13 protein-coding genes are annotated in these 16,188 nt (G+C 62.7%); 8 read left to right on the plus strand and 5 right to left on the minus strand.

Features of this window, described 5'->3' with window-relative positions; all coding sequences use genetic code 11:
• Positions 1-235: 235 nt before the first annotated feature.
• Positions 236-1,756 carry a flavin-containing monooxygenase gene (locus AC3CBN_RS18330; protein ID WP_488634418.1) on the plus strand — a complete coding sequence of 507 codons (1,521 nt, stop codon included), beginning with the start codon at positions 236-238 and terminating at the stop codon, positions 1,754-1,756.
• On the opposite strand, the gene AC3CBN_RS18335 is transcribed toward AC3CBN_RS18330, so the two are convergent.
• The gene (locus tag AC3CBN_RS18335; RefSeq protein ID WP_488634419.1) at positions 1,734-2,663 is read right to left on the minus strand and encodes an AraC family transcriptional regulator; all 930 of its coding nucleotides are present in this window, start codon (positions 2,661-2,663) and stop codon (positions 1,734-1,736) included. The two genes, AC3CBN_RS18330 and AC3CBN_RS18335, sit on opposite strands and share 23 nt — an antisense overlap.
• Positions 2,664-2,764: 101 nt before the next feature.
• Here AC3CBN_RS18335 and AC3CBN_RS18340 point away from each other — a divergent pair, with 101 nt between their 5' ends.
• From AC3CBN_RS18340 to AC3CBN_RS18365, 6 genes are all read left to right on the plus strand, one after another.
• Positions 2,765-3,739 (plus strand): oxidoreductase, encoded by a 975-nt coding sequence (locus AC3CBN_RS18340; RefSeq protein ID WP_488634420.1) that lies wholly within the window; start codon positions 2,765-2,767, stop codon positions 3,737-3,739.
• A 358-nt stretch (positions 3,740-4,097) separates the two neighbouring features.
• A complete protein-coding gene (locus AC3CBN_RS18345) occupies positions 4,098-5,144 on the plus strand; it encodes an MBL fold metallo-hydrolase (protein WP_488634421.1) in 1,047 nt (348 codons plus the stop codon).
• Between the two features lie 289 nt (positions 5,145-5,433).
• Positions 5,434-6,372, plus strand: coding sequence for a peptidylprolyl isomerase (locus tag AC3CBN_RS18350; RefSeq protein WP_488634422.1), 939 nt, complete (start codon positions 5,434-5,436; stop codon positions 6,370-6,372).
• 277 nt (positions 6,373-6,649) lie between these two features.
• On the plus strand, positions 6,650-8,809 hold the full coding sequence (locus AC3CBN_RS18355; protein ID WP_488634423.1) for an AsmA family protein: 2,160 nt from the start codon (positions 6,650-6,652) through the stop codon (positions 8,807-8,809).
• 69 nt (positions 8,810-8,878) lie between these two features.
• The gene (locus tag AC3CBN_RS18360; RefSeq protein WP_488634424.1) at positions 8,879-9,808 is read left to right on the plus strand and encodes a DMT family transporter; all 930 of its coding nucleotides are present in this window, start codon (positions 8,879-8,881) and stop codon (positions 9,806-9,808) included.
• Positions 9,809-9,923: 115 nt separating this feature from the next.
• Positions 9,924-11,039: a calcium:cation antiporter gene (locus AC3CBN_RS18365; protein WP_488634425.1), complete on the plus strand. Its 1,116-nt coding sequence runs from the start codon at positions 9,924-9,926 to the stop codon at positions 11,037-11,039.
• Between the two features lie 4 nt (positions 11,040-11,043).
• Here AC3CBN_RS18365 and AC3CBN_RS18370 read toward each other — a convergent pair whose 3' ends face one another.
• Positions 11,044-11,943, minus strand: coding sequence for a LysR family transcriptional regulator (locus tag AC3CBN_RS18370; protein WP_488634426.1), 900 nt, complete (start codon positions 11,941-11,943; stop codon positions 11,044-11,046).
• A gap of 186 nt (positions 11,944-12,129) precedes the next feature.
• On the opposite strand from AC3CBN_RS18370, the gene AC3CBN_RS18375 reads away from it, so the two are divergent.
• Entirely contained in the window at positions 12,130-12,771 is a 642-nt protein-coding gene (locus AC3CBN_RS18375; protein WP_488634427.1) for an NAD(P)-dependent oxidoreductase, read from the plus strand.
• A 47-nt stretch (positions 12,772-12,818) separates the two neighbouring features.
• Here AC3CBN_RS18375 and AC3CBN_RS18380 read toward each other — a convergent pair whose 3' ends face one another.
• The 3 genes from AC3CBN_RS18380 to AC3CBN_RS18390 are packed head-to-tail and all read right to left on the minus strand — an operon-like array spanning position 12,819 to position 16,176.
• Positions 12,819-13,442: a c-type cytochrome gene (locus tag AC3CBN_RS18380; RefSeq protein WP_488634428.1), complete on the minus strand. Its 624-nt coding sequence runs from the start codon at positions 13,440-13,442 to the stop codon at positions 12,819-12,821.
• Between the two features lie 11 nt (positions 13,443-13,453).
• Positions 13,454-14,437, minus strand: coding sequence for a copper resistance protein B (locus AC3CBN_RS18385; protein WP_488634429.1), 984 nt, complete (start codon positions 14,435-14,437; stop codon positions 13,454-13,456).
• Complete coding sequence (locus AC3CBN_RS18390; RefSeq protein ID WP_488634430.1) at positions 14,434-16,176, minus strand: copper resistance system multicopper oxidase; 1,743 nt, start codon at positions 16,174-16,176, stop codon at positions 14,434-14,436. Before AC3CBN_RS18390 ends, AC3CBN_RS18385 begins: the two co-directional genes overlap by 4 nt.
• Between the last annotated feature and the right edge of the window lie 12 nt (positions 16,177-16,188).

The following is a 16,188-nucleotide window of genomic DNA, read 5'->3' on the forward strand; positions in this document are numbered from 1 at the left end:
GCTGATGATTCATGCCATCCACTCTATGGGCGCGAACTGCCTCAGCGAAGAGCTGCCCGGCGGCATTCAGTCTTCCGATGCGTGAAAGAATGGTCTGCAAAGCACCCGCTCGGACTATCGCCGGGCCCACCTGCTGAGAAAGTATCGACCGGTGAGCCCTGCCGAGGCACGCGGGACGGCAAAGCGCAGTACGCTATCGGGGTTGCGGCATCCGCAACGTGGGAGGGCTAGCGACATGCGCGCAGACCAGTCTCATGGTGTCCACTACGATGTCTTGATCATCGGTGCCGGGATATCCGGCATAGGCACGGCCTGTCATTTGACCAAGGAATGTCCGGGCAAATCGGTGGGCCTTCTTGAGCGTCGCCATGCCATCGGCGGCACCTGGGATCTCTTTCGGTATCCGGGCGTTCGGTCCGACTCGGACATGTTCAGCTTTGGCTTCCAGTTTCGTCCGTGGAACGAGTTGAAAGTGCTTGCGGATGGCCCGTCCATCCGCTCATACGTGGAGGAAACGGCTCGTGCCTATGGCGTGGACAGCAAGATCCATTTCAACACGCGCGTAACGCTGGTTTCCTGGTCGGGCGAGCACGGGTTCTGGACGATCAACGCCGTGGATACGGACAGTGAAACGGCATGTCGATTCACCTGCGACTTTCTGATTACCTGCACCGGGTATTTCGATCACGATAACGGCTACCTGCCCAGCTATCCCGGCATCGAGCGCTATCGTGGCCAGTTCATTCACCCGCAGCAATGGCCCGAGGGTCTTGAGTATCGCGACAAGCGTGTTGTCGTCATTGGCAGCGGCGCGACTGCCGTGACGATCGTTCCGGCCATGGCCGATCAAACCGCGCACATTACGTTGCTCCAGCGATCACCGAGCTACATTGTCTCCCTGCCCGCTCATGACAAGATTTCGGAGTGGCTACAGCATGTTCTCCCCGAACGCCTTGTCTACGCGATGGCGCGCAAGCGAAACATCTATCTTCAGCGTTTCATCTTCCGGGCAGCCAAGCGATGGCCTGCTCAAGTAAGAGCGCTACTTCTGAAGGGTGTGCGGCGACATGTTGGCGATGACGTAGACCTAGGCAACTTCTCCCCGAAGTACGATCCGTGGGACCAGCGCCTATGCGCAGTGCCCGACGGCGATCTGTTCAAGGTGATCCGTGAAGGCAAAGCGTCCATCGTGACCGATACCATCGACACCTTCACTGAGCGCGGAATCCAGCTCACCTCCGGCAAGGAGCTCGAAGCCGACATCGTCATCACGGCCACGGGCTTTCAGTTGCAGGCACTGGGTGGCATGCAACTTGACGTTGATGGGCAGAAGTTTTCAGCGGGTGACCTCATGACCTACAAAGGTGTCCTGTTGCAGGACACGCCCAACCTTGCCGTGATCTTTGGTTATACCAACGCATCGTGGACGCTGAAGGTGGATCTGGCGGCGAGTTACGTCTGTCGCCTGCTCAACTACATGGATGCGCATCGCCTCGCCACCGTGACGCCGCGTGCGCCTGCCCATGAGATGCAGAACGAAACCATCCTGGACTCGCTCACGTCGGGATACGTGCGCCGAGGCAACACAATGATGCCGCGCCAGGGCCGCAACCTGCCCTGGCGTGTGACGCACAACTACGAGATGGACCGCCGGATCTTGCTGAAGCAGCCGATCGACGACCCTGCACTGGCATTTGTCGCGAAGGAAGGCATGCAGGGAACCTTGCGCTCCTCTAGCCAGGCGACATCTGCATGAGCTGTTGTTCACGCCGGTATTGCAACGGCGCCCGCCCATTGACGCGCTTGAAGGTGTTGCTGAACGCGCTTTCCGATGTGTAGCCCAAGGACAATGCAATCGACGAAACGCTGGCGTTGTCGTTGCGCAATGCGTGACGCGCCAGACGCATGCGCCATTGCAGGAGATAGTCCAGCGGTGCCGCGCCAACGATCGTCTTGAACCGCAATGCGAAAGCCGATCGGGAGACATTGATGGCGTGCGCCAGGTCGTTGAGTGTCCAGCGTCGCGCGGGCTCCTCGTGCATAAGGCGAATCGCCTGACCGATCTTCGGATCGGAAAGACCCGCGAGCCAGCCCGTGGTCGGCCTGGCGTCGGATGCAAGAAACGAGCGCAACACCTGAACCAGCATGATGTGACTCAGGTGTTCTCCCATGAGCTGTGCTCCGGGTTGCGTGCTGGTCAACTCCTCGGCCAGGTTGGTCAGCACCCAACGCAAGGTGGCTGCATGCGCTGAACGACCTTCGACGTGCACAAACGGTGGCAAGGCATCGATCAACATGGATGCGTCAGCGGGGTCGAAGATGAAGCGACCGCCGATCGCGTACATATCAGTGCCCTGGCCCAGATGCGCCATGCCTTCGACCGGGCTGCCAATCAGGCTGGCCGCGTCGACCGGTGGCAACGAAAGATCGCTCGCCAGTACGAAACGGTGGCCGCCCTTGAGCAGAAAGCAGTCACCCGCCTGAAGCCGGACCGGAGCGTGATCGCCCTCCAGCGCGAGCCAGCACTGACCTTCGACCATCGCGTTGAACTTGATGCCGGCGACCGTGGAGAACTGAACCGACCACGCGCCGCCGGCCTTCACACCGGTGGAGATGGCGCTGCGGACATTGAGCAGCGAAAGCACGCTGGATAACGTATCCATGGCCAAATCCTGGACGATCGAAAAAGTATTGTGGACCTGAGTGCATGGATGGTCTAGCACGGCCGCCCTAAAGTGGCGTCTTGGTAATCAGGAAACCGTCCATGCAAAGCAAACAGTCACCCCTACGTTCGGGCTTCGGCCCTCGTACGACGGCGCACGAGGCGCTGGCGGGAAAGAACCTCGCCGGCAAGACGGCCATCATTACCGGCGGCTATTCAGGGCTCGGTCTTGAAGCCACCCGCGTGCTCGCGCAAGGCGGTGCCACCGTGGTCGTACCGGCGCGCACACTCGACAAGGCGAAAGCGGCATTGGCAGGCATTCCACGCGTGGAGGTGGAGGCCATGGATCTGCTCGATCCGGCCTCGATCGACGCTTTCGCTGCCACGTTTCTCGCCTCAGGTCGGCCGTTGGATATCCTCATCAACTCCGCAGGCATGATGGCCACGCCGCTGACGCGCGATGCGCGCGGCTACGAGGTGCAGTTCTCCGCAAATCACCTGGGTCACTACCAGCTGGTAGCACGCCTCGCTCCCGCGCTGCGCAAGGCGTCCCATGCACGCGTGGTGTCCGTGAGTTCCGCCGGGCATCGCTTCGGCGGCATCGATTTCGACGACCCGAACTTCGAGCGGCGCGACTATGACAAATGGAAAGCCTACGGGCAGTCCAAGACTGCCAATGCGCTGTTTGCGCTAGGCCTGGACAAGCTGGGCGAAGAGCACGGCATCCGTGCGTTCTCGGCGCACCCCGGTTCGATTCTGTCGACCGATCTCATTCGTCATCTGACGGAAGAGGAACTGTTGTCTTTTGGTATCTCGTTCGAGAACGGACGCCCCATCGTGCCCGATCACTTCAAGACCGTGGAGCAAGGCGCGGCGACTCTGGTCTGGTGCGCCGTGAGCGATCAGTTGAGCGGCATGGGTGGTGCGTACTGCGAACATGCTGATATCGCTGCGATGACGACCTCCGCATCTACTGCCGCAGCACAGGGAGTGGCGCCATGGGCGATCGATCCGGCATTGGCAACGCGGCTCCTCGCACTGAGCGAAGAGCTGACGGGCGTGGCACTCGCCTTCTAGAAATATCCGTCCAGACGACGACCGCTTCCGGCGATAGCGGTCAGTTGTCTCCTCGCCGCTCCGCCCATTTTCAGGAAGCCAGTGGAGCTGACCTGCACCTTCGTCATGCGAACCGAACGCATCAAGTCGTAGGAGATTCGCCGACGTTACCCATGGCACTCCGTCACGACCAACCTCCGGTGGGTTGGAAATCGCCGAGCCGCCCCGATAAGTAATAGGCAGCTTTCGTCGACGTCGACAGCGATTGGCGCTGCGGATCGAAATTTCACGTGATATGGCTGCACCGGTACCGGTGCATCCCGGGAGGTCAGCGATGGCTTTGTTTACCCGACATGCTACTGGGCTGCGGCTTGAACGCATGCGATCTTCCGCGCAGTACGCGGGCGCCGGCTTCGTGAATACCTACTCGCCCACTGCGAAGATCGTGGTGGAAGAACGCCCGTCGCTGATCGACTTCGTATTTCACGGCGAAGGGCGCACGCCGGGGCGACCGTTGCCCGCACTGGACCCGCGCGGCGGCTGGGCACAACCAACCGAAACCGGGTTGCGCGCCACCTGGCTCGGTCATTCAACGGTGCTGCTGGAAATCGATGGGAGGCGCGTGTTGACGGATCCCGTTTGGGGCCCGCGCGCCTCGCCCCTCTCCTTCTTCGGGCCCAAGAGGTTCCAGCCGGTGCCCGTCGACATTTCCGCCTTGCCGCCACTGGATGCGGTGCTGATCTCGCATGACCATTACGATCATCTTGACTATCCAAGCATCCGCGCACTGAGAGCATTGCAGGTGCCATTTGTCACCTCGCTCGGCGTCGGCGTGCATCTGGAAGCATGGGGCGTGCCCGCCGAACGCATCATCGAGCTCGACTGGTGGGAGCAAGCCGTGCTGCCAGGTGGGCTGACGATTACCGCAGCACCGTCACATCACTTTTCCGGTCGAGGGCTGCACGATCGCAATGCCACCTTGTGGTCCTCGTTTTCGCTTCGCGGTGAGCGCCACGCGGTGTTCTTCAGCGGCGATACGGGTTTGTCGCCGGCCTTCGCAGAAATAGGCCAACGACTCGGACCTTTCGACCTGGCCATGATTGAAGTCGGCGCGTTTCATCCATCCTGGGGCAATGTGCATCTGGGCCCGGACAACGCCCTGGAAGCATGGAAGCAACTGGGCAGCGGACGCCTCCTTCCGGTTCACTGGGGCACCTTCAACCTGGCCATGCATCCATGGGCAGAGCCGGCGGAGGTGTTGCTTGCAAGGGCACCTGAAGGGCTGGTGATGCCGCGTTTGGGCGAGCCTGCCGAACCGGCCCGCTTCGAAGAAGTGCAACCGTGGTGGCGCGACGTGGCCCCAGGGCACTGGCAAGGCTCGGCTCTCGAAGCTGCCGAATTCCTGGTGTTGCCGGCAAACGACTAGCCACAAGAGACGTGGCTCGGACCGCCAATCGTAAGCACGAATTCTTCAGGCACGGCGATGCCATCTTCGACGCGATGACGGGCCGAACTCGCGCACACTTCGCTCCGTCGCCAGCAACGCTCTGAACAAGTCTTTGGATGTCACCCCAGTAGATGCTGGGGTGGCGACTTGTCCAGTCATTCCTGGCTGGCCGCCCACTTCCACTCGAATGCGCCCGTGGTTGCCAACTCCTGCCCGAGACGATCCGCGCTCTGCTAACGTGATCCCTTTCCAACATCGGGGGGATCCTATGCTGCTGCGCCACTGCCTTGCCGCCGCCATTGCGCTCACTGCCACGCTGTCCGTCGCCGCAGCGGATGATTCCAAACCGAAGCACACACCGACGCCAAAAGAGTTGCTCGCCAAGTCGCAGTCGCAGGAGTGGCGCACCCCAGATCCGCAGAACCTGTTGCTCATGCGCCTGCCGCAAGGCCAGGTGTTGATCGAACTGGCGCCGGATTTCACTCCGCTGCATGCAGCCAACATTCGCACCCTCGTGCACGAGCATTATTTCGATGGCCTGGCCATCGTTCGCGTACAGGACAACTTCGTCACTCAATGGGGCGACCCGGAAGACGACGACAACGGCGACAAGAACAAGCTCAAGCCGCTAGGTAGCGCCAAGTCCAAGTTGGCGCCGGAATACACGCGCACCATCGACGCGAAGCTGCCGTTTACGCGGCTGCCTGACGGCGACGTCTACGCGCCCGAGGTGGGGTTCTCCGAGGGCTTTCCCGTCGGCCGCGACAAGGCCAGCGGGCAAGAGTGGCTGACCCATTGCTACGGCATGGTAGGCGTGGGACGTGATGCCGACCCGCAAACCGGTAGCGGCACCTCGCTCTACGCTGTCATCGGGCAGGCACCTCGCGGCCTGGACCGTAACCTGGCCGTTGTCGGGCGCGTGTTGCAGGGCATGGAATTTCTTTCCGGCCTGCCGCGCGGCACCGGTCCGCTTGGCTTCTATGACAAACCCGACCAACGCGAGACGATCAGCTCAGTGCAGCTTGCGTCGGAGATGGCGCCAGCCAAACGACCCACAATCGAAGTGCTGCGCACCGACAGCGCCACTTTCGCGGCACTGGTCGACGCCAAGCGCAATCGTCGCGACGATTTCTACAGCAATCCGGCAGGCAAGATCGACCTGTGCAGCATCAATATTCCGGTTCGCGAAACCAAGGCATCGCCCTGATTCACGCTTCACACGGTGCCGCGGAATACGCGGCGCCGCTTTGGTCAACACGGCCCCTTCAACCAGGCATTCCCCCTCGCATCCATCTCACGAACGGGCGCCTTTGGTGGTGACATTGGGGTTCCACCAACAACCCCGAAGAGCCTGCCTCGTGCACGAAATCGCCGTGCCCAGAGTGAATATTGCCTAAGCGACACTGCCCTCTAACGACGCCATCTTCACCACTCAGGTCGGCAGGATGCAGCCGGAGTCTGCGTAGGCACAAGAGGAGTGGATGATGCGGCGCAGCTGGAAAATACTGGCGTGGATCATCGGCATCTGGCTAATGCTGATCGCGGTGCTGCTGGTGGTGGCCTCAACATTCGACTGGAATCGCCTCAAGCCCACGATCAACGCGCGGGTGAGCGAAGCGATCGGACGTCCATTCACCATACAGGGTGATCTCAGCGTGCAGTGGCGGCGCGAGCAAACCGAAGGCGGGCTGGCCGCTCTCGTGCCGTGGCCGCAGTTCATTGCCAGGGACGTAAGCATCGCCAATCCTGAGTGGGCCAGCCAGCCCCATTTCGCGCAGCTTGATTCCATTCGATTCCGCCTCGCGCCGCTCCCGTTGATCGCGCATCGCGTGGATATTCCGGTGTTGTACCTGACACAGCCGGCCATCGATCTGGAACGCAATGCGCAGGGACAGGCCAACTGGGATTTCAACCTGCCATCAAGTTCGGAACCATCGGCGTGGCAGCTTGACCTGCAAGCTATCGGCTTCGACCGCGGCCGAATCGCGCTGGACGATGCTGCCAACAAGGTGAATCTGCAGGTGACCGTAGAACCGCTGCAGCAAGCTGTTCCCTATGACCAGATCGTGGCGCAGCAGTCGTCCGATGCACGCGAACAGGCGGGCAAGACCGTCGGTGGTGGCGCGCGCGCGACATTGGCCAAGGCGGCCGCCAGCAACGACAACCAACCCGGCGGCACTCGCGCCACATATCAGTTTGCATGGCAGGCCGAAGGACGCTACCAGGGTGCTGCGGTGAAGGGCAGCGGCAAGACCGGCGGCGTGCTCGCGCTGCAGCAGGTGGACCAGCCTTTCCCGCTGCAGGCTGACGTGCGCGTGGGCGACAGCCACATTGCCCTTGTGGGCACCTTCACCGATCCGTTGCACCTGGCAGCGCTGGATATTCGCCTGTGGTTCTCCGGCAGCAGCATGGCCAAGCTCTATCCGCTGACCGGCATTACCCTGCCCGACACGCCGCCCTATGCCACCGAAGGCCATCTGAAAGCCAACCTCAAGCGCGGCAGCAGTCATTTCTCCTACGAGAACTTCCGAGGCAAGGTGGGCGGCAGCGATCTTTCCGGCAGCCTCGCATTCGATACCGGCGGCGCCCGGCCCAAGCTGAGCGGCAACGTGAAGTCGCAGTTGCTGATGTTCGCCGACCTGGCGCCGTTGATCGGCGCCGACAGCAACGCCGAGAAACAGCAACGCGGCGATGCCACGCCACAACCGGCAGACAAGGTGCTACCAGTCGAGCCGTTTCGCACGGATCGCTGGCGCGCCATGGATGCCGATGTCACCTTCAGCGCGGCCAGCATCGTGCGCAAGGCCGCTCTGCCCATCGATGCGTTGTCGACGCATGTGGTGATGGACAACGGCGTTCTCAACCTGGACCCGCTCGCCTTCGAACTGGCCGGCGGCAAGGTAAACAGCACCATCCGCCTCGACGGTAGTCGAACGCCCATGCAGGGCACCATCCGGCTTGGTGCGCGCCACCTCAAGCTCAAGCAGCTGTTCCCCACGTTTGAACCGATGCAGACGAGCTTCGGCGAAATCAATGGCGATGCTGCGCTCGATGCGCGCGGCAATTCGGTCAGCGAGTTGCTGGGAACATCCAGCGGCGAGGTGAAGCTGCTGATGAACGATGGCGCGATCAGCAAGGCGCTGCTTGAAACGGCCGGGCTCAACGTGGGCAACATCATCATAAGCAAGCTGTTCGGCGACAAAACGGTGAAGATCAATTGCGCCGCTTCGGATCTGGTCGCGACCCATGGCCTGTTCCAGACGCGCCTGTTCGTGTTCGACACCGAGGACGCGACGGTGCGTATCAACGGCACCATCAACTTCGCCACCGAGCAGCTCGATCTCGACATACATCCGGAATCCAAAGGTCTGCGCGTGCTGTCGCTGCGCTCGCCGTTGTACGCCAAGGGCACGCTGAAGAACCCCGACGTGGGCGTGCAGCCTGGCCCGCTCATTCTGCGCGGCGGCGGCGCCCTGGCACTGGGCGTACTCGCCACGCCCGTCGCCGCGCTGCTCCCGCTGATCGCCACCAGCAAAGGCGCTCCGGACAACACCTGCGTCACTGTGCTGGAGCAGATGCGTAGCCCTTCCAAAGCCAAACCCGCTTCCAGCGCAGCAAAGTCGAAGCCGACACCAGCACATTGAGCCAGCCCCGGCGCCACCGCGCGCCGTCGCAACGTTAGAATGCGGCGCTACTCCCGCCGATATCCATCCATGCAACCCATCACCAAAGCCCGCTGGCAGATCCATTTCTGCGTTCTGCTCTGGGGCTTCACGGCCATTCTCGGCAAGCTGATCACCCTGCCCGCTCTGCCGCTGGTGTGGTGGCGCATGCTGCTGGTGGCCGGTGCGCTACTGCTGATGCCCAAGGTGTGGCGTGGGTTCAAGGCAATGCCTGCGCGACTGCGTTGGGCTTATGCGGGTATCGGCGTGCTGGTGTCGCTGCACTGGCTCACCTTCTACGCAGCCATCAAGCTGGCTAACGCTTCGGTGGCGGCCACCTGCATCGCGCTGGGTCCGGTGTTCCTCGCCTTGGTGGAACCGTGGATCGCGCGACGCAAGTTCGATCCGCGCGAACTGATGATTGGCGTGGCCGTGGTGCCGGGCGTGGCGATGGTGGTGGGCGGTGTACCGGTGGACATGCGCGTGGGCATCGCCGTCGGCGCGCTGTCGGCTCTGCTGGTCGCACTGTTTGGCTCGCTCAACAAACGGTTGGTGGATCACGGTGATCCACTCACCGTCACCTTCATCGAGTTGGGCACAGGCATGCTGTTCCTCACCTTGCTGGCGCCACTGATGCCACACACAGGCGCTGCTTTTGTATGGCCATCCCTGCATGACGCAGCGCTGCTGATATTGCTGTCGTTCGGCTGCACGCTGTTGCCGTTTGCACTGGCACTGGTGGCGCTGCGCCACATGAGCGCGTTCGGTACGCAGATGGTGACCAACCTGGAGCCGATCTACGCGATCGTGCTGGCCATCGTGCTGCTTGGCGAGCAGCGCGAACTGGACGGCTGGTTCTACGCCGGCGTGGCCGTGATCCTCGCCGCTGTCTTCATGCATCCACTGCTCAGCCGCCGGCAGGGCAAGGCCTCGCAACCCGAACTGCTGGGCACGGCGGAAAGCCACAGCGTGGTGGAATAGTTCCCGGCGTCGCCAGGGCATACGACGAAAGGAAGGCACTCACGGCGGCGTCCAGCGGCTAGAGTACGGCGCACCGATCGTGCCGGTGTCATCCGGCCTGCAGGGGCGTCGCCCGATGAAGCCGAACGGTTTCCCCGCATGGCTGAGGAACGAATGGTTCCTCGTCGTCAGCGTGGCCACCTCAATGGCCTTTCTATGGTTCGGCCCACGCCTGCTGGCCGGACTCGACCGCCTGCCCTGGCTGGGCTTCATCTTCGCGTGGCTGTTCGCAGTCATCCTCGGCTCGGCCCTGGCGGTGGTGCGTCATGCCGAGCAGTTGGGCGAACGCCTGGGCGAGCCCTATGGCACGCTGGTGCTGACCCTGTCGATCACCGCCATCGAAGTGATCAGCATCACCGCGATCATGCTGCACGGGGCGAACAACCCCACGCTGGCACGCGATACGTTGTTCGCGGTGACCATGATCGTGCTCAACGGCATGGTTGGCCTTTCCCTTCTCACCGGCGGCTGGCGACATCGCGAGCAGCAATACAACCTGCAGGGCGCCAACGCCTATCTGGGCGTGGTCATTCCGCTGGGCATGTTCGCGCTGGTGTTACCTAACTTCACCACGACCACGCCCGGACCCACGCTCTCGTTCCCGCAAGAGATCTTTCTCGCCGTAATCTCGGTCGGGCTCTACGTCGCTTTCCTGGGCCTGCAGACGCGGCGGCACCGCGCGTATTTCGCTGCCGGCACTGGCGAGACGACAGTGCATGCACCACGACAGGGCAGCAGCGGCCGCACGTTGCTGCATGCGGCTCTGCTCGGGGCCTACATGATTCCCGTGGTGTATCTCGCCGAGAAGCTGGCGCATCCGGTGGATTACGTGGTGGAGACGATGGGCGCACCGGCCGCGCTGGCGGGCCTCACCATGGCCGTGCTGGTGGCCACTCCCGAAGCGATCGGTGCCGTACGAGCCGCACGTGGCAACCATATGCAGCGCTCGGTCAACATCTTTCTCGGTTCGGTGCTGTCCACCATCGGCCTGACGATTCCGGCCATCCTGATGATCAGCCACCTGATCGCGCATCCCATCATTCTGGGTTTGCAGCACACGGATCTGCTGCTGTTCCTGTTGACGCTCGCGCTGTGCCTGGTGACGTTTTCCAGCGGCCACACCAACGTGTTGCAGGGAGCAGTGCACCTGATCCTGTTCGTGTCGTACCTGTTCTTCATGTTCCAGGGCTGACGCGTCAGGACAGCGACACCAGCCTGGCACGCAGGTGATCGATGAACGCGCGCACCTTGGCCGGCGGCTGGCGACCGGGATACACCGCATAGATGCCGCCATCCGGCAGGCTGTATTGCGCCAGCAACGCTACGAGGCTGCCTTCGCGAATATCGCGGGTGACCAGATAATCAGGCAACACGCTTACACCAGCGCCGTGACGCACCAGCGCGTGCGCAGCTGTCACATTGTTGGCCTGCGCTGTCTGTTGCATGCGCACGGTACGGCGTGAGTGGTCGGGCGCGGTGAACGTCCAGCGCAACGGCGAAGACAGCAGCGTCAGCGCAACCCAGTCGTGTCCCGACAGTTCGGCAAGGCTTCGCGGTTCGCCACGGCGCGCAAGATAAGCGGGTGATGCCACCAGCAACTGGCGAAAGCTGCCCAGTCGCGCCGAGCGCAGGTTCGAGTCGCGCAGCCAGCCCATGCGGATCGCCAGGTCGAACCGCTCCGCGATCAGGTCGCTCACATGATCGGTGAGCACCAGATCCACCTGCAGCTGCGGGTTGGCCTGCATGAAATCCGCCAGCGCGGGCGCCACCACGGCGGTGCCGTAGTCACTGGTAGCTGTCAGGCGTAGCGTGCCACTGGGCTTTTCCTGGCTGCGCCCTACCTGCTCTATGGCCGCTTCCGCCTCGGCAAGAATGTTCACGCAGGCAGCGTGGAACGCCGTGCCGGCTTCGGTCAACGTCATGCGGCGCGTACTGCGCAGAAGCAACGTGACACCCAGCTCCTGCTCCAGTCGCGCTACATGCTGACTCACCATGGCCTTGGTCATGCCCAGCGTTTCCGCGGCGGCCGTGAACGAACCCGCACGCATGAGTGCGACGAACACCGCCAGCCGATTGAGATTGACTTCGTTTGCCACGCCGAGCGCCTGCGGCCTGCCATTGTCAACTCAAACTTTACAGTGAATTCCCATTTGGTGCGTTTATCCGTATCGATGCGAGGCGCATGCTGTTTCCCGGCACTCGGCGCTGGCGAAGCTTTCACACACCGAACCCCATCGTTCGCCGGCCTCCCCTCCCACTCATATCGCTGGAGCACCTTGTCCATGAAGATCGCCCTGTTCGGCGCCACCGGCCACATTGGTCACGCCATCCTCGACGAAGCCCTTGCGCGCGGCTACGACGTCACCGCCATCGTGCGCGACGCGTCGCGCCTATCGACCCGGAACGACCATCTGACTGTGGTTACTGGCGACGTCGCCAAACCGGAAAGCTGGCTGGACGCGGTGCGCGGTGCTGATGCTGTGGTCGCCAGCCTCTCCGCTCGTCGCGACGGCAAGCCCGACAGCATCACCACCAACGCCACGACGCTGCTGGACAACCTGCCCCGCGCCGGCGTGAAACGACTCTTGTGGGTTGGTGGTGCCGGCTCGCTGGAAACCGCGCCTGGCGTGCGCGTGATCGACGACCCGCATTTCCCGGACGCCTGGAAGGTGGAAGCCAACGGTCAAGCCAAGGCGCTGGATATTTTCCGCCACAGCAAGGCCGATGTGGATTGGACGTATATCAGTCCAGCCGCCCTGCTCGAAGATGGCCCGCGCACCGGCAAGTACCGCGTGGGCGGCGAGCAGTTGCTGGTCGATGCCAACGGCAAGAGCCGCATCACCGTGCCGGACTATGCCGCGGCCCTGCTTGATCGTATCGAGAAGAGCGACGCCAGCCGCAAGCGCATCACGGTGGCCTACTGATTCAGCTGACGGGCGGCCTGCGCCGCCCGTTGCATTTTACGAACGAGCTAATGCCCGCCGTGCCCTGACATGTCATGGTCATGCGCGTCATGGTCGTCGTCATGCGCTTCATGATTGTCCGGCGCACCGTCATGGTGATGATGCTCATGTTCACCACCATGACCATTGTTGCCCGCCGAACCGGCCATCTCCTCGAACTGTGCTTCGTCCAGCTTCGGCAATTGACGCACGAAAGCCACCATGTCCCAGATGACCATATCGTCGTGACTGCGCCCCCATGCGGGCATGGCGGTGAGCTTGACGCCGTGCTTGATCACCCAGAACGCCTCAGCGGGATCGTGCACGCCATGCTTCGACAGATCCGGCGGCTGCGGATACAGGCCAGCGCGCAGTTCGGTCGAGCGCATGGCCGGCGTGAGATGGCAGGCTGCGCACATCGCCGCGTAGTGCTCCGCGCCGCGGCGGATGCGTTGCGGATCATCGAGATCCGGCACGGCCACTCCACTTGCACGCCGTTCGATGGAGCGCTCGCGCAGCATGTCGATGACCCGCTCCGTCACCGCCCAGTGCCGGTTATCTGCCGCAATGTCATAGGTGCCCGACCAGACAAATGCCGCGCCAGCTACCGCCAGCAACAACACGCCTGACAACACGATCACGATGAACTTCATGCTAGGTCTCCTCAGAACCAAAAGCGCACACCGGCCACCCAAGTCGTTTCACGAGCATGCAGCTCGGGTACGCCCGGCAGATCGTTGTGGCTACCAAAACGCCGCGTCCAGTTCACGCCGAGATACGGAGCGAACTTGCGGCTGAACTCGTAACGCAGGCGCAGGCCCGCCTCAAGGTCTGACAATCCCGACGAGACGCCGCGCTGCGGGTCGTTCTTGCCGTAGACGTTCATCTCCAGCCGGGGCTCCAGTATCAGCCGCTGCGTAAACAACAGCTCGTAGCTGGCTTCGAGACGCACAGCGGTTCGTCCTTGCTCGCCCACGTAGAACGTAGCCTGCGTCTCGAACCAGTAAGGCGCGAGCCCTTGCACGCCAAACGCCGCCCACTGACGGTTCGGCCCTCGCCCGAAATCCTGGCGCGCGCCCAGCTGCCAATCCCAAAAGCTTGTCCAGGCGTGACTCCAAAGCACATCGGCACGGCCGTCCTGGGTGCCCTCGCTGCCTCGCTCGCCTTCGGTTTTCAGCCACAGTCGATCGATGCCGTTGCCCCACCACCCTTCCGCCTCCCAGCTGGTGGCGTAGTCACCCGCAGTGCTGCGGGTGCGTTCCAGGCGATCGAACAGCAGCATGCCCAAGGGTGCGGTGTCGTCCATCTGCATCAGCTCGGTCATCTGCGAGGAGGACATCTCGTGCGTGACGTACTGCGGAGGTAATGGCGGGACATGGTCATTGGGTGGAAGCGCATCGCCATCCGTCGTGGCCATGTCGTGCCCGGCATGATCCTTGTCCATGTCACCGTGCTCGTGCGCGGCATCCATGGGCTGTACGGGCGCGTTGTGCCCTGCGTGTGGATCAGCCCGATCGTTGCGGGCTGCAGGCGCGTGCTGCATCGGCATGTCCTGCATACCCTGCATATCCATGCTCTGCGCCCATGCCAGCGACGGCAAGACGCTCAGCAGACCCACTGCGATGCAGCAATGAAGCTGCCTGCTCATGCCACCACCACTTCGCGAAACATGCCCGCCTCCATGTGATAGAGCAGGTGACAGTGATACGCCCAGCGACCCAAGGCATCCGCACTCACGCGGTAACTCAACCGCTGCGCCGGTTGCACCACCACCGTGTGCTTGCGCACCTGGAACGCGCCGTCCGGTGTTTCCAGCTCGCTCCACATGCCATGCAGGTGGATCGGATGGGTCATCATGGTGTCGTTCACCAACACCACCCGCACATGTTCGCCGTAACGCAAGCGCAGTGGCTCGGCGGCGGAAAAGCGCGTGGCGTCGAATGACCACAGATAGCGCTCCATATTGCCGGTGAGGCGCAAGGTGATCTCTCGATCCACGCGCGGTGATATCGGCGCATCGATCGCATGCAGGTCCGCATAGGTCAGCACGCGGCGGCCGTTGTCGCGCAGGCCCACACCTGGGTCATCGAGATTGCCGCGTGGAATGGCCACACGCATGTCCACCTCGGGGCCAGTCTTCAGCGGCGACGCCTGTTCGTGCTGCATCGGCATGGCAAGCATGCCGGGCATGGCGGACATATCCATGCCGGCCATGTCATGGCCCATACCGTGCGACATGCCGCCGTGATCCATCGCACCCATCATGTCGCTCATGCTGAGCAACGGACGCGGGTCGAGTGCCGGCACGTCGGCCGACATGCCGATACTCGGCGCCAACGTGGCGCGCGCATAACCGGTGCGATCCATGCTTTGCGCGAAGATGGTCCACGCACGGTCGGCAGAGGGCTGCACGATCACGTCATAGGTCTCGGCCGTGCCGATGCGAAACTCATCCACGCTCACCGACTCGATCGGCTGCCCGTCAGCGGCCACCACGGTCATCTTCAGGCCGGGAATGCGCACGTCGAAGAACGTCATCGACGAGCCGTTGATGAAGCGCAGTCGCACCTTCTCGCCCGCATTGAACAGGCCCGTCCAATTGCCTGCCGGTGTCTGGCCGTTGACCAGATGGGTGTACGCGGCAGCGGAAACATCGGCCAGATCGGTGGGATCCATGCGCATCTGGTTCCACATCTGCCGCTCGGCCAGCGCTTGCGAGATGCCGTCACGTCCGGTGTCACGCAGGAAGTCGCCCACGGTGCGCTTGCCGACGTTGTAGTAATCACTTTGCCTTTTCAGGTTGGCATAGATGGTTTCCGGATCGAGATCGGTCCAGTCATTCAAAAGAATCACGTAGTCGCGCTGTACCGCATGGCGCTCGCCATTGCGCGGCTCGATCACGATGGGGCCGTACAACCCGGTCTGTTCCTGGAAGCGCGAATGACTGTGGTACCAGTAGGTACCCGACTGGTTCACCGTGAAGCGATAGGTGTACTCGCCACCCGCCGGAATGCCGTCGAAACTCAGACCGGGCACACCGTCCATGTCCGCAGGCAACACGATGCCGTGCCAGTGGATGGAACTGGCCACGCGCATGCGGTTACGCACGCGCAGAGTCACCGTCTCTCCCTGTCGCCAGCGGAGCAGCGGCGCGGGCAACTGCCCGTTCACCACGGTGGCCATGCGCTTGCGCCCGGTAAAGTCGACCGGCAGTTCACCGATCTCCAGTTCGAAATGGTTGCCACGCAACTCGGTACGCGGCGTTGCGACCTGGGCATGGGCATTGCCGCGCCAAAGCCCCAGCCCGGCCGCCACGCCACCCAGCGCCAGCCCCTGCACAAAACGCCGACGCGGCAACTGAAAGCCGCGCGGTTCCTGATTGCTCATTGCATTTGCTCC

This window comes from Dyella sp. OK584 (genome assembly GCF_057787755.1).